10 protein-coding genes are annotated in these 12,318 nt (G+C 73.6%); 3 read left to right on the forward strand and 7 right to left on the reverse strand.

All coding sequences use genetic code 11. The annotated features are described in order from the left end of the window. The first annotated feature begins 131 nt into the window (after positions 1–131). Positions 132–854 carry a CHAP domain-containing protein gene (locus tag PYR91_RS07360; RefSeq protein WP_279778441.1) on the forward strand — a complete coding sequence of 241 codons (723 nt, stop codon included), beginning with the start codon at positions 132–134 and terminating at the stop codon, positions 852–854. Here PYR91_RS07360 and PYR91_RS07365 read toward each other — a convergent pair. Together PYR91_RS07365 and PYR91_RS07370 are read right to left on the reverse strand one after the other, a co-directional pair. Next, positions 817–1,683 carry an amidohydrolase family protein gene (locus tag PYR91_RS07365; protein ID WP_279778442.1) on the reverse strand — a complete coding sequence of 289 codons (867 nt, stop codon included), beginning with the start codon at positions 1,681–1,683 and terminating at the stop codon, positions 817–819. The two genes, PYR91_RS07360 and PYR91_RS07365, sit on opposite strands and share 38 nt — an antisense overlap. A 55-nt stretch (positions 1,684–1,738) precedes the next feature. Next, complete coding sequence (locus tag PYR91_RS07370) at positions 1,739–3,232, reverse strand: long-chain fatty acid--CoA ligase (RefSeq protein ID WP_279778444.1); 1,494 nt, start codon at positions 3,230–3,232, stop codon at positions 1,739–1,741. Between the two features lie 312 nt (positions 3,233–3,544). On the opposite strand from PYR91_RS07370, the gene PYR91_RS07375 reads away from it, so the two are divergent. Then, positions 3,545–6,184, forward strand: coding sequence for a LuxR family transcriptional regulator (locus tag PYR91_RS07375; RefSeq protein ID WP_279778445.1), 2,640 nt, complete (start codon positions 3,545–3,547; stop codon positions 6,182–6,184). Positions 6,185–6,271: 87 nt separating this feature from the next. Further along, on the forward strand, positions 6,272–7,603 hold the full coding sequence (locus PYR91_RS07380) for an alkyl sulfatase dimerization domain-containing protein (protein ID WP_279778446.1): 1,332 nt from the start codon (positions 6,272–6,274) through the stop codon (positions 7,601–7,603). Between the two features lie 42 nt (positions 7,604–7,645). On the opposite strand, the gene PYR91_RS07385 is transcribed toward PYR91_RS07380, so the two are convergent. The 5 genes from PYR91_RS07385 to PYR91_RS07405 all read right to left on the reverse strand — a co-directional run bounded on the left by PYR91_RS07385 (position 7,646) and on the right by PYR91_RS07405 (position 12,274). Then, a complete protein-coding gene (locus PYR91_RS07385; RefSeq protein WP_279778447.1) occupies positions 7,646–8,473 on the reverse strand; it encodes an LLM class F420-dependent oxidoreductase in 828 nt (275 codons plus the stop codon). A 98-nt stretch (positions 8,474–8,571) separates the two neighbouring features. After that, positions 8,572–8,964 carry a DUF3037 domain-containing protein gene (locus PYR91_RS07390; RefSeq protein ID WP_279778448.1) on the reverse strand — a complete coding sequence of 131 codons (393 nt, stop codon included), beginning with the start codon at positions 8,962–8,964 and terminating at the stop codon, positions 8,572–8,574. Further along, complete coding sequence (locus PYR91_RS07395) at positions 8,961–9,713, reverse strand: HipA family kinase (RefSeq protein WP_279778449.1); 753 nt, start codon at positions 9,711–9,713, stop codon at positions 8,961–8,963. Before PYR91_RS07395 ends, PYR91_RS07390 begins: the two co-directional genes overlap by 4 nt. An 87-nt stretch (positions 9,714–9,800) precedes the next feature. Then, positions 9,801–10,643, reverse strand: coding sequence for a GNAT family N-acetyltransferase (locus tag PYR91_RS07400; protein ID WP_279778489.1), 843 nt, complete (start codon positions 10,641–10,643; stop codon positions 9,801–9,803). Between the two features lie 47 nt (positions 10,644–10,690). Beyond that, on the reverse strand, positions 10,691–12,274 hold the full coding sequence (locus PYR91_RS07405; RefSeq protein WP_279778450.1) for an alpha/beta hydrolase: 1,584 nt from the start codon (positions 12,272–12,274) through the stop codon (positions 10,691–10,693). Positions 12,275–12,318 lie beyond the last annotated feature (44 nt).

Consider the following 12,318-nt stretch of genomic DNA (forward strand, 5'->3'; position numbering starts at 1 on the left):
CTTGGCACTCTGTTGACCTGGGCTTTTCCTGGCTAACCTCCTCGCCACGGAAACAGCCCTGACGCCCCCCGGCGTCAGCGGCGCTCAGCGGAAGGACCCCTCGACTTCCCATGTCGCCTGAACTCCAAAAAATGATCAAGCTGCTCAAGTCCCAGGTCGGATACTCCGAGCAAGGGGGCGGTTACACCAAGTTCGGAGCCTGGTACGGCCAGACCGTCGAGTTCGACTCGGACTACTCGGCACAACCCTGGTGCGACATGTTCCTGTCGTGGGCGGCGCACAAGCTCGGCTACGAGTCCTGGTTCGGCCAGTTCGCCTACACCGTCGACCACGCCAAGTGGTTCATCTCCCGCGACGCCTGGGGCACCGACCCCGAGCCGGGCGCGGTGGTGTTCTTCGACTGGGGAGGCGGCCACGCCGTGGACGGCATCGACCACGTCGGCATGGTGGTCTCGGTCGACGGCGACGACGTCCACACGATCGAGGGCAACGTCGACGGCCAGTACGTGCGCGAGAAGGTACGCGACGACAGCACCATCGTCGGCTACGGCTACCCCGCCGAGATCCAGGCCGCCATGGCGCCCGAGGTCGAGTTCACCGCGCCGCCCGGCACGAACGTGCTCGCCTCCAGCACCCACGTCGCCGCCTCGTCCCCCCTGGAACCGCCGGCCGGCCTGGGCGCGGGCACCCTGCTCGTCCCCGTGCTCGCCGCCGCGCTGCTCGTCGTGGTCTCCGTGAAGACCCGGCAGGCCTCCCTGCGGCTCGCGGCGGCGGTGACCCGCCGGACCGCCCCGGCGTCCCGGCCTGCGGCGCCGGCTACACCAGGCCCAGCACCCGGGCGGCGTTGTGCTTGAGGATCTTCGGGCGGACCTCCTCCTTGATCGGCAGCTTCTCGAAGTCGGCCAGCCAGCGGTCCGGCGAGATGAGCGGATAGTCGGACCCGAACAGCACCTTGTCCTGGAGCAGCGTGTTCGCGTACTGGACGAGCTGCGGCGGGAAGTACTTCGGGGACCAGCCGGACAGGTCGATGTAGACGTTCGGCTTGTGGGTGGCCACCGCCAGCGCCTCGTCCTGCCAGGGGAACGACGGGTGGGCCAGGATGATCGTCAGATCGGGGAAGTCGACGGCGACGTCGTCCACGTCCATCGGGTTGGAGAACTTCAGCCGCACCCCGCCGCCGCCGCGCACCCCGGCGCCGAGCCCGGTCTGCCCGGTGTGGAACAGCGCCGGCACACCCAGCTCCTCCAGCGCCTCGTACAGCTCGTACGCCATGCGGTCGTTGGGGTGGAACGCCTGGACGTTGGGGTGGAACTTGATCCCCCGCACACCGTGCTCCTCCACCAGGCGCCGCGCCTGCCGCACCGCCGCCCGGCCCTTCCAGGGGTCGATGCCGGCGAACGGGATCAGCACGTCGGCGTTGTCCGCGCACGCCTGGGCGATCTCCTCGTTCGGCACGGGCGGGTGCCCGGTGGCGGTCTCGGCGTCGACGGTGAACACGACCGCCGCCATGCTTCGCTCCCGGTAGAAGGCGGCCATCTCGGGCACGGTCGGCCTGCCCTTCCCGGCCAGCTTGAAGTACCGGTCGGCGCCCTCCTTCAGCGTGCCCGACAGCGACTCCGCGCCGTCCGCGGACACCTCGGCATGGGTGTGGACGTCGATCGCCACCAGGGACTCGACGTTCATCCGGACCACCTCCAACGCGCCCGCAGCCGGGCGTTCGACCGGGTTCGCCGTCGGCTCACGGCTCGCCGTGCACGGCCCGGAGCCGGGCCTTGAGCACCTTGCCGGCCGCGTTGCGCGGCAGGGCCGGGACGAACTCCACCAGTTTCGGAATCTTGTACCGCGCCAGCCGCCCGTCGAGATGCGCGAGGAGCTCGCCAGGCTCGGCCGTGGACCCGGCTGCCAGCACCACCAGAGCCTTGCCCACCTCGCCCCACTTCTCGTCCGGCACCCCGATGACCGCGCACTCGGCCACCGCCGGGTGGGAGTACAGGACGTCCTCCACCTCGGCCGGGTAGATGTTCTCACCCCCGGAAATGATCATGTCCTTGACCCGGTCCACGATGCGGACGTAGCCCTCCTCGTCGGCGACCGCGAGGTCGCCCGACCGGAACCAGCCGTCCTCCGAGACCGCCTGGGCGGTCTCCTCCCGAAGGCCCCAGTAGCCCGTCATCACGTTCGGCCCCTGCACCAGGACCTCCCCCGTCTCGCCCGGCGCGGCGTCCCGCCCGTCGGCGGTCACCAGCCGCACGTCGGAGAAGAAGCACGGGACTCCGGCCGTGCCCGCCTTGCGCACCGACTCCCCGGCGGCAAGGAACAGTGCGCCGGGTGAGGTCTCGGTCATGCCGTAGCCCTGCAGGAAGGTCAGGCCGCGGTCCTGGTAGGTGCGGATCAGCGGCTCGGGCACCGGCGCGCCGCCGCAGACCAGGTGGCGCAGGCTCGACAGGTCGGCGTTCTGCCACCGGGGCGAGCGGGCGAGGAAGCCGAACATCGCCGGCACGCCGAACATCATCGTCACCCGCTCGGACTCCACCAGGTCGAACACCGTGTCGACGTCGAAGGACGACAGCAGGATGACCCGCCCGCCCTTCAGGACGGTGGGCACCAGCGTCTGCCCGAGCGCGGCGATGTGGAACAGCGGGGCGCTCACCAGGGCCACCTCGTCGTCGGCCAGCGGCACGTCGACCAGCAGGTTGAAGGTGTTCCACGTCAGATTGGCGTGGCTGAGCACCGCGCCCTTGGGACGCCCCGTGGTGCCGGAGGTGTACATGATCAGGCACGGCTCGTCGAGGCCCACCGCCTCGTCGGCCGGGCCCGGGTCGGCGCCGGCCAGCAGCCGCTCGTAGTCCCCCGTCACCGACAGGTGGCGCGCCACCGGCAGCGCCGCCCCCGCCACCTCGTGCCCGGGGCCGCAGACCAGCACGGCCGGCGCCGCGTCGTGCAGGATGTACGCCAGCTCCGGCTCGGTGAGCCGGGTGTTGAGCGGGACGAACACCGCCCCCAACGCGCCCGCGGCGAAGAACGTCTCCACCAGCGCCGGATGGTTGGCGCCGAGGTAGGCGACGCGGTCGCCGTGCCGCGTCCCGAGGTCGCGCAGCGCCGCGGCCAGCCGGTCGACCCGCTCGCTCAGCTCGGCGTAGGTCCACTCACGGCCTTCGTGGGCCAGCGCGACGCGGCCCGGCGTCATGCGCGCCCGCCGCCGCGGCCACGATCCCAGTCCCTGGTTCCGCATGATGCTCCCTGGAGGGTCGGGTGATCTCCTCAACCTAGGCGTAGCGGGGGACGGCTGTCACCGCCCCCCGTCACCGCGGGCGCCGGCGATCTGGCCATCCGGGCCGGGCCCCGACAAGATGGGGAGACCTGGCGGACGACCGGGGAAAGCCCCGTGCCGCCGGCCGTCCGGATCCCGCCGCCGAAGGCGCGGGCGCGAATATGCTTGAACGCTGGACCGCGCTGAGAAGTGAGAGGATGACCACCCCCCCGTGGCGACCACCCCCGTCCCCTCGCGCGCGAGCCGCGCGCCCGCCTCCGGAGGCGGTGAGGCGTGGCGTACGACAGGCACCTGAGCGGCGCCGACCGGCCCGCCGTCCTACGCCGGGCGGAGTCCGTGCTGCTCAGGCCGCCGGCGACCATCCTGGTCCACGGCGAGGCGGGCATCGGCAAGACCCACATGCTCTCCGAGATGGAGGCGATGGCCCGCGCGATGGGCTACCGCGTGCTGCGCGGCCAGGCCCGCGACTTCGGCAGCGGCCTGGCCTACGCCTCGCTCGCCGACGCGCTCGGCTCGCTGGAGACCATCCCCTCCGCGCGCGAGCCGCTCAAGGAGCTGTTGGACGCCATCGACGAGGCCGCGCTGGGCGTCCCCGGCGTCGGCCCGGCGGTCCGCACCGCCAACCTGCTGGAACGGCTTCCCGGGCGCACCCTGCTCGCCATCGACGACGTGCACCTGGCCGACGCCGACACCCTCGGCGTGCTGTCGTACCTGCCGCGCCGGGTGCGCGGCCTCGCCGTGGCCGGCACGGCCAGACGCCTGCCGCCCATGGACGCCGACCTGGTCGTCCAGCTCAGCCCGCTGTCCTTCGGCGAGGTCGCCGAGCTGGTCACCACCCTGCTCGGCCGGGCCCCGAGCGAGACGATCGTCCGCCGCGTCCACGACGAGAGCCGGGGCAACCCGTGGTTCGTGCAGGAGGCGGTGCTGACCCTGGTGCAGGGCGGCGCCGTCCAGTCCGCCTACCCCGGCCCGCGCCGCGGCGCCATCCTGGGGCGACTGTTCCAGCGCGACCGCGGGGCGCGGGGCCTCGCCCGGGTGCTCGCCGCGCTGCGCCGCACCCGTCCGGCCGGCATGTCCGACCTCGAAGCACTGGCCGAGATCGCCGGGCTGCACCCGCACGACGCCGAGCGCGCCTTCGACGGCCTCGTCAGGGACGGTCTGCTGGTCCCGGCCGACGACGGCGCCTACGAGTTCGCCCACCCGCTGGTGGCCGAGGCCCTCTACGCCGACCTCGGCCCGGCCGAGCGGCGCCGCGTCCACGCCCGCATCGCCGAGCTGCTGAAGCGGCGCGGCCTCAGCGGCACGCGCCGCGTCCTCGAATGGGCCGCGCACGTCGCCGAGGGCGGCGCGAGCGCCGAGGCGCTGCCGGCCGTGCTGCGCGCGGCCGAGCTCACCCGCTGGACGGCCCCGCTGTCGGCCGGCCACTGGTACGGGCGCGCCGCCGAGCTGGCCCCGGCCGGCGAGCGGGGCGTGCTGCTCGCCCGGCAGGCGCTCTCGTACTGGAAGGGCTCGCGCCCGGCCGACGCGCTGCGCGCCGGGCAGGAGGCGCTCGCCGTGCTGCCCCCCGGACGCAGGCACACCCGCACGGCCCACACCATGGTCAACGCCGCGCACGCCATGGGCCGGTACGAGGTCGCGGTCGCCATCGCGACCGAGCAGCTGCCGCACGCCGACAACCCGGCGGCCCTGCTCGCCCAGGAGGCCGTCCTGCGCACCCAGCTCGGCCAGGACGGCGCCGAGCTGGCGCGGCGCGCGTGGCTGGCCCTGCCCGAGTGCCCGCCGGAAGACCGGGTGATCGCCCTGAGCGCCCTGGCCGGCAACGCCGTCATCAACGGCAGGTGGCCGGAGGCCGAGCGTGCCCTCGACACGCTGCTGTCGGCCTCGGCCGCGCTGCCGCCCGCCGGTCGGCTGGCCGCGCTGGAGTCGGCGGCGCACCTGCTGGCCAGCGGCGGCCTGCGCACCCGCACCCTCGGCCTGCTCGACCAGGCCGAGCAGATCTACCGCGGGCTCGGCTGGCACAACATCGCCGGGCAGCACGTGCGCACCATGGCGGTGGTGCGCCGGCTGGGCGGCGAGTGGGAGCACGCGCTGCGCGACATCCGCTCCGACGCCACCGCGCTCGCCGACGCCGGGCTGTGGGAGAACCACGCGCTGCTGCGCAACGTCGAGCTGGAGATCCTGCTCGACCAGGGCCGGTACGCCGAGGCCGAGGTGCTGCTCGGCGAGCCGCCGCCGAAATGCGTGCTCCAGATGTCGCTGCGCGCGGTGTTCCGCGCCAAGCACGCGCTGGGCCGGGGCGACCGGGCCGCCGCCGCCCGGCTGCTCGACGAGGCCGTCGCCGACGGGCCGCCCGACGTCCTGCACCGCGCGTACGCCCTGCGTGTCCACATGCACGGCGTGGCCGGGGAGCGGGAGGCCGCGCGGGAGGCGGCCACCGCCCTGGCCGAGGTCGCCGGCACCGGCACGCCGCGGGCCCGCATCGTGTCGGAGCTGGCGAGCGCGTCCGCCTTCACCGACAAGGCCAGGGCCGAGGGCGCCCTGGAGACCGCGCGCGTGGACGGTCTGCGGTTCGAGGAGGGCATGGCCCGCCTCATCCTCGGCAGGCTGGGCGACGCCACCCAGCTCGTCCGCGCGCACGCCATCTTCGAGGAGCTGGGCGCCGAGCCGTGGCGCGACCGCACGGCCCACCGCCTCAGGGAGGCCGGCCTGGCCCCCGCGTCGGCCTCCGCCCTCACCCCCGCCGAACGCCGCGTCATCGAGCTGGTCGCGGGCGGCATGTCCAACCCCCAGATCGCCGAGGAGCTGCACTACAGCCGCAAGACCGTGGAGGTCTACCTGACCCGCGTCTACGCCAAGACCGGTCTGCGCTCGCGCGTCGAGCTGGCCGTCGCCTACGAACGCGGCGAGGTGTGACCGGGCGGGCCGCCGAAGACCCCGAGGTCCCAGGTGTAGGGAGTTCCCTACTGCTGCCGCGCGGGGCGGCGGGTCAGGCTTGCTGCCATGAGATCGCCCATCCTCGACCACGCGGACGCCGTCTGGCGCGGGGCGGCGACCCCGCGGGAGGTGCCCCTGCGGGACCTGCGCTCGAGGGGGGTGCAGGAGGTGGCGGAAGGCGTGGTCATGTGGCCGGCCTTCGGCAATGTGTACGGCATCAGGGGCGATGGCGGCCTGGCTCTGTTCGACACCGGCAACGTCGTCGACGCGCCGAACCTGCACGCGGCGGTGCGGGCCTGGTCGGACGAGCCGGTCCGCTACGCCGTCTTCTCCCACGGCCACTTCGACCACGTGGCCGGGATGGAGCTGTTCGACGCCGACGAGGGGCCGCGCCCGGCCGTCATCGCCCACGAGAACGTCGCCGCCCGGTTCACCCGGTACGCCCGGACGGCCGGGTACAACACCGTGATCAACCAGCGGCAGTTCGGCTTCTCCCGCCTGACCTGGCCGACCGCCTACCGCCAGCCCGACCTGGTCTACCGCGACCGGATGAGCGTCTCGCTCGGCGACGTCACCTTCGAGCTGCGGCACTCGCGCGGGGAGACCGACGACGCCACCTGGGCCTTCCTGCCCGAGCGGGGGGTGCTGCTGACCGGCGACCTGTTCGTGTGGGTCACCCCGAACGCCGGCAACCCGCAGAAGACCCAGCGCTACCCCGACGAGTGGGCCGTCGCGCTTCGCGCCATGGCGGCGCTGGAGGCGGAGGTGCTGCTCCCGGGGCACGGCCTGCCGATCACCGGGGCCGACCGCGTGCGGCGGGCGCTGATCGACACCGCCGACTACCTGGACAGCCTGGTCGAGCAGACGCTGGAGCTGATGAACGCGGGCGCCCGCCTGGACGAGATCCTGCACACCGTGCGCCCGCCGGAGGCGCTGGCCGCCCGGCCGTACCTGCAGCCGCACTACGACGAGCCGGAGTTCGTGGTGCACAACATCTGGCGGCTCTACGGCGGCTGGCACGACGGCAACCCCGCCCACCTCAAGCCCGCCCCCGACGGCGTACTCGCCACGGCCCTGGCCGACCTGGCAGGAGGCGCCCCCGTGCTCGCCGCCCGCGCCGCCACCGCCGCCGCCGACGGCGACCTGCGCCTGGCCTGCCAGCTCGCCGAGCTGGCCATGCAGGCCGACCCGCTCGACCACAAGGTGCACGAGATCCGCGCCCGCGTCTACACGCTCAGGGTGCAGCAGGAGGCGTCCACCATGTCGCGCGGCCTGTACACCTGGGCCGCCGCCGAGTCCCGCAGCATCACCGCCGGCAAGGACCTCCTCGACGTCTACCAGGAGATCGCCGGCGGCCGCATGTGGTGGGTCCCCCCGCCCTCCGCCCAGGACGCCTGACCCACCCTCCCCGACCACGCGGGGCGGGTGGCGGGGCGGCGCTCACAGGTAGGTGGCGTAGTCGTCCAGGACGGGCAGGATGGTGTCGGCGGGGGCGCACGGGAGCTGCAGGATGACCTCCTGGACGCCGAGGGCGGCGTAGTGGTCGAGCTTGCCGCGGCTCGGGACGGTGCCGAACGGGACCACCCTGACGGTCGCGGGGTCGCGGCCGGCCTTCTCGTAGGCCTCGCGGAGCAGGGGCAGGGCGTCCTTGATTCCCCTGCCGCCGATCGGCATCCAGGCGTCGGCGTACTCGGCCACGTGGGCGAACATCTTGGGGCCCGCGGCGCCGCCGATGTAGACCGGCGGCCCGCCCACGGGCTTGGGCCACGACCACGAGGGCTCGAAGTTCACGTGCACCCCCTCGAAGCCGGCGACCTCGGCGTTCCACAGGCCCTTCATGGCCAGAACGTGCTCGCGGACGACGTCGCGGCGCGTGGCGTACTCGACCCCGTGGTCGCGCATCTCCTCGACGTTCCAGCCGAAGCCGACGCCGAGGACCATGCGCCCCCCGGACAGGTGGTCGAGCGTGGCCACGGCCTTCGCCGTGACGATCGGGTCGCGCTGGGCCGCGAGCAGGATGCCGGTGCCGACGGTGATGCGCTCGGTGACCGCCGCGGCGTAGGCCAGGCAGACGAGCGGGTCGAGGATGCGCTTGTACTCCTCGGGCAGCGGCTGGTCTCCGCCTGGCCACGGGGTCTCGCGGGAGACCGGGATGTGGGTGTGCTCGGGCGCGTAGAACGAGGAGAACCCGCGCTCCTCGGCCGCGCGCGCCAACTGGGGGACCGGCATGGCCTGGTCCGAGGTGATCATCGTGACGCCCAGCCGCATGACGCCGTCCCTTCGTGGCCCGTCGAATCCGCCCTCACCGTAACCCAGCGACCCCGGCTCCGCCGAGAGGATCCCACTCCTGCCCGCACCGGGGCAGGTCAGGCGGTGGGGGTGATCGTGGGGCGGACCAGGCGGCGCAGGAGGTCCTCCAGTTCCCCGGCCGGGTCGGCGGTCAGGCCTGCGTGTACCGGGCCGGTCTGGACGATCGTGCTGCGCGGGGCGGTCAGCCAGCGGAAGCGGCTGCCGAGGGACTGGTCGCGCAGGGGGCCGGAGTCGTCGGAGCAGGCGCGCTCGAAGGCGGACAACGCCCTGCGCACGCCCTGGACGTCCACCCGCTCGTCGAGGGCGCGCAGGCGCGGCTCGTCGAGCTCGGTGCGGGCGCACAGGTACCCGGACGGCTGGGAGTAGAGGATCACCCCGGCGTTGATCAGCTCACCGCGCACCACGCAGGGCATGACCCTGATCACCGCGTACTCGTACACCGTTCTCATCGCGCGGCCTCCGGCAGCCAGGCGCGCGGGCCGTGGGCCCGGGCGAGCAGGTGGTCGACGTACGCGCGGCGCACGGCCTCGGCGTCCCCGAAGCCGGGCTCGCCGTCGAGCCAGGCGTCGGGGACCAGGCCGACGACCGTGCGGAGCAGGTCTTCGGTGATGAGGCCCGGCAGCTCGGCGTCGGCCTCCTCGACGCGGGTGGCGAAGGGCGCGAGCACGTGGTCGCGGGCGTCGAACCCCCGCTGGGGGTCGGCCGTGCGCCAGTTGTGATGGAACCACAGCGCCGCGCCGTGGTCGATCAGCCAGGTGTCGCCGTGCCAGACCAGCAGGTTGGGGTTGCGCCAGCTTCGGTCGACGTTGTGGATCAGCGCGTCGAACCACAGCACCCGGGAGGCGAAACCGGGATCGGGTGTCCAGGCGAGCGGGTCGAAGCCGAGCGAGCCCGGCAGGTAGTCGACGCCGAGGTTCAGGCCGTCGCTCGCCTGGAGCAGATCTTGGATCTCCTGGTCGGGCTCGCGGGCGCCGATCTGCGGGTCGAGGTCGACGATCCGCAGATCGGGCGTGCGAAGGCCCAGGCGGCGCGCCAGCTCGGCCGCGATGATCTCGGCGACGAGCACCCGCCGCCCCTGCCCCGCGCCCCGGAACTTCACGACGTACGTTCCGAGGTCGTCGGCCTCGACGATGCCCGGCAGCGACCCGCCCTCTCTCAGCGGCACGACGTAACGGGTCGCCGTCACCTGTTCGATCACGCGCCCAGGGTATCGACGCCACCACGCTCCCCGGACCCGGGTGCCGCCGCCTGTGGACGACCCGGCGACGCCGGCGCGGAAGGCCGGTCAGAACAGGACGGACATGAAGGTGTCGACCTCTTTGAACCCCACCTTGCGGTAGGCCGCGCGGGCCGGGAGGTTGAAGTCGTTCACATACAGCGTCACCGTCGGGGCGAAGTGCCGCAGAGTCTGCTCCACCACGGCCGCCATGCCCGCCACGGCGTGGCCGCGGCCGCGAAGGTCGGGGTGCACCCACACGCCCTGGATCTGGCAGGCCTGCGGCGTCACCGCCCCGACCTCGGCCTTGAAGACCACCCGGCCGTCCTCGATGCGGGCGTAGGAGCGGCCGACGCGGATCAGCTCCGCCACCCGGGAACGGTACAGGGCGCCGCCGTCCCCGAGGTCGGGAGAGATGCCGACCTCCTCGGTGAACATCGCCACGCACGCGGGGAGCAGGGTGGCGAACTCCTCGGGCCGGACGCGGCGCACCAGGGCGTCGGCGGGCACCGGCGAGGGGGAGGAGATCGCCATCACGGGCTGGGCCCAGCGGATCGCCCGCGCCGGGCCCCAGTAGGGTTCGAGCCGCTCCCACAGCTTCTCGACCGCGTCGGCCGGGCCGACGATCGAGGAGCACCGGCGGCCCTGCTTTCGGGCGCGGTCGACGAACGCCTGGATGGCCTCAAGGCCGGCGTTGACCGGAACCAGGTTGGCTCCGGCGTAGCAGAGGGAGGTCAGCCCGCCGCGCGGGCCGAACCCCCACATCTGCCCGCCGAGACGGGCCGGGCTGAGCCCTACGGACCGCACCCGCGAGGCGACGAAGACGTTGGCGATGGGATCCGCGTCGAGTAGCGCGAGCACCTCTTCGCGGTCCTGGTCGTCGAGCACACGCGACGCCGATGTTCGCAGCATCACGCGCTTAGCCTACGCGACCGCCCCGATTTTGGAACGAACCGACCCTAGTCCCCGAGAATCGCCTGCGACAGTCGCATGTGCCCGCCGCCCGAGACGATCGGAGGCAGGGGACGCGGGTCGGGCCCGGTGTCACAGGCGGCGTCGGGCCGGCGTCCGGGGTTCTGGGCCGCCCCGCCGCCGGGAAGGCTCCCGTCGCGCAGGTAGGCGGCCAGGTGGCGGTCGACGCACGCGTTGCCGCCCAGGGAGACCCCGTGGTTCCCGCCCCCCTCGACCAGCAGACGCGAGCTGGGGAACCGGTTGCGCACCCGCAGCGCCCCCGGGTACGGCGTGGCCGCGTCGTGCCTGGACTGCACCAGCAGGATCGGCGGCAGGTGCGCCACGCCGCCCACCCGGACCGGCGTGCCGCCCTTCTCGGGCCAGAACGCGCACGGGGCGTTGTACCAGGCGTTGGGCCAGGCCATGAACGGCGCCCTGGCGTTGATCTGGACGGTGTCCGCGTGCCAGCGCGCCCAGTCGCGGGGCCACTCGGCGTCGCGGCACTGCACCGCCAGATACACCGCGTAGCTGTTCTCGGCGGCGGCGTCGTGCTCGACGTGCTGCCGGTAGGCGGCCTCCAGCTCGTTGGCCCGGTTCTTGCGCATGTACGAGGAGAAGGCGTTGGCGAGCTGCGGCCAGATCGCGTTGGAGTACCCGCCGACGGTGTAGATGTCGTCCAGCTCGCTGGCGCCTACCAGACCGGCGGGCCGGTCGCCCAGCCGGGCGCGCATGGCGTACCAGGCGGTCGTCACCTCGCGCTCCGTGCGGCCGAGGCGGTAGGCGTCGTGGTAGCGCGCCACCCAGGCGAGGAAGGCCCGGTGCCGCCGGTCGAACGCGTAGTCCTGCGCGACGTTGGCGTCGTACCAGACGTCGTGCGGGTCGACCACGCTGTCGAGCACCAGCCGCCGCACCCGGTGCGGGAAGAGCGTGGCGTAGACGGCTCCCAGGTAGGTGCCGTAGGAGTACCCCAGGTAGCTGACCTTCTGCTCGCCGAGGGCGTGCCGGATGGCGTCCATGTCACGGGCGGAGTTCTCCGTGGTCATGTGCGGCAGCACCGAGGGGTAGCGGACGCCGCACGCGTCCGCGTACCTCCTGGCCCGGGCCATGAGCGACGCCTGGGCCGCCTCGTTCCTCGGCACCTGGTCAAGGCGCGGGGCGGCGAAGTGCTTCTTTGGATCGGCGCAGCTCAGCGCGGGCTCGCTCGCGCCGACGCCGCGCGGGTCGAACCCGACCACGTCGTAGCGCGAGGCGACGTCCTTGGGCAGCGCGGCGGCGACGTAGCGGGCGAGCTGCACCCCGGAGGCACCCGGGCCGCCCGGGTTGACGAGCAGCACGCCCAGGCCGCCGGCGTGGTCGTGCGAGGCGGAGCCCTTGATGCGGTTGAGCGCCAGGCTGATGGTCGGCCCGCCGGGCCGGCTGTGGTCGAGCGGCACCTTGACGGTCGCGCACTCGACGGCCGCCCCCGCCCTCACGCCCGGGCACGCCCCCCACACCACCCCCTCTCCGGGAGCGGCGCCGGTCGCCCGTGCCCCTCCGGTCAGCCCGGCGACCAGCGCCGTCACGCCCAATGTGACCCCGAAGAACCGCTTCACCCGTCACTCCCTCTGCTGGTGTGGCAGAGGTGATGCTCCCGGAC

The organism is Sphaerisporangium sp. TRM90804 (assembly GCF_029846175.1).
Taxonomy (GTDB): Bacteria; Actinomycetota; Actinomycetes; order Streptosporangiales; family Streptosporangiaceae; genus Sphaerisporangium.

Coding starts and splice junctions, on each gene's coding strand:
- PYR91_RS07360 (WP_279778441.1), top strand. CDS start 132: ATGATCAAGCTGCTCAAGTCCCAGGTCGGATACTCCGAGCAAGGGGGC.
- PYR91_RS07365 (WP_279778442.1), bottom strand. CDS start 1,683: ATGAACGTCGAGTCCCTGGTGGCGATCGACGTCCACACCCATGCCGAG.
- PYR91_RS07370 (WP_279778444.1), bottom strand. CDS start 3,232: ATGCGGAACCAGGGACTGGGATCGTGGCCGCGGCGGCGGGCGCGCATG.
- PYR91_RS07380 (WP_279778446.1), top strand. CDS start 6,272: ATGAGATCGCCCATCCTCGACCACGCGGACGCCGTCTGGCGCGGGGCG.
- PYR91_RS07385 (WP_279778447.1), bottom strand. CDS start 8,473: ATGCGGCTGGGCGTCACGATGATCACCTCGGACCAGGCCATGCCGGTC.
- PYR91_RS07390 (WP_279778448.1), bottom strand. CDS start 8,964: ATGAGAACGGTGTACGAGTACGCGGTGATCAGGGTCATGCCCTGCGTG.
- PYR91_RS07400 (WP_279778489.1), bottom strand. CDS start 10,643: ATGCTGCGAACATCGGCGTCGCGTGTGCTCGACGACCAGGACCGCGAA.